The organism is Halocynthiibacter sp., from assembly GCF_049608145.1.
In the GTDB taxonomy this organism is placed as follows: domain Bacteria; phylum Pseudomonadota; class Alphaproteobacteria; order Rhodobacterales; family Rhodobacteraceae; genus Halocynthiibacter.
Window position 1 is genome coordinate 1 of record NZ_JBMYXF010000123.1, and the last position, 583, is coordinate 583.

Consider the following 583-nt stretch of genomic DNA (forward strand, 5'->3'; position numbering starts at 1 on the left):
TGTATATCGAGAAGGCTGCAGGGCTATACCTTGATAGTTTGGGAGAGTAGCTCAGTTGGTCAGAGCAAAGCGCTCATAACGCTCAGGTCGTGGGTTCAAGTCCCACCTCTCCCACCAAAAAAATGACTCCGTAGCTCAGCTGGATAGAGTGTCTGCCTCCGAAGCAGAAGGTCGATGGTTCAAGTCCATCCGGGGTCACCATAAGATACCTGAAGGGGGTTACCCTTCACTGCGGTCCCGTAGCTCAACTGGATAGAGCACCTGCCTTCTAAGCAGTTGGAGGTTCAAGTCCTCCCGGGATCGCCAAATACAAATTTGTGCCAAAAAAAGCAGAAGTCTGCGCAAAAGAAAGCAATAGTCTGCGCAAATGGGTTATCCCCACAAATTCGCTCATAGTTTCCTTCTCGAGTGAAAATTCCAGTATCCTGCCAGAGTTCAGTTTTGTATTTTCGCAAAGTGAAATTATGTTCCTTTCAATGCGGAATAATAGCCAAGAGGTATAAAGATGACTGAAAATACTGAAACCAAACGAGATGTAGATCCGGATCACATCTTTGTCGACGCCGGGAAAAAAGACACGACC

General features: G+C 47.0%; 3 tRNA genes. All 3 read left to right on the plus strand.

The features are described 5' to 3' along the window. The first annotated feature begins 40 nt into the window (after window positions 1-40). A tRNA-Met gene (locus ACPGUT_RS16115) sits at window positions 41-117 on the plus strand. Between the two features lie 7 nt (window positions 118-124). Next, window positions 125-201, plus strand: a tRNA-Arg gene (locus tag ACPGUT_RS16120). A gap of 32 nt (window positions 202-233) precedes the next feature. Continuing rightward, window positions 234-306, plus strand: a tRNA-Arg gene (locus ACPGUT_RS16125). The last annotated feature ends 277 nt before the right edge of the window (window positions 307-583 follow it).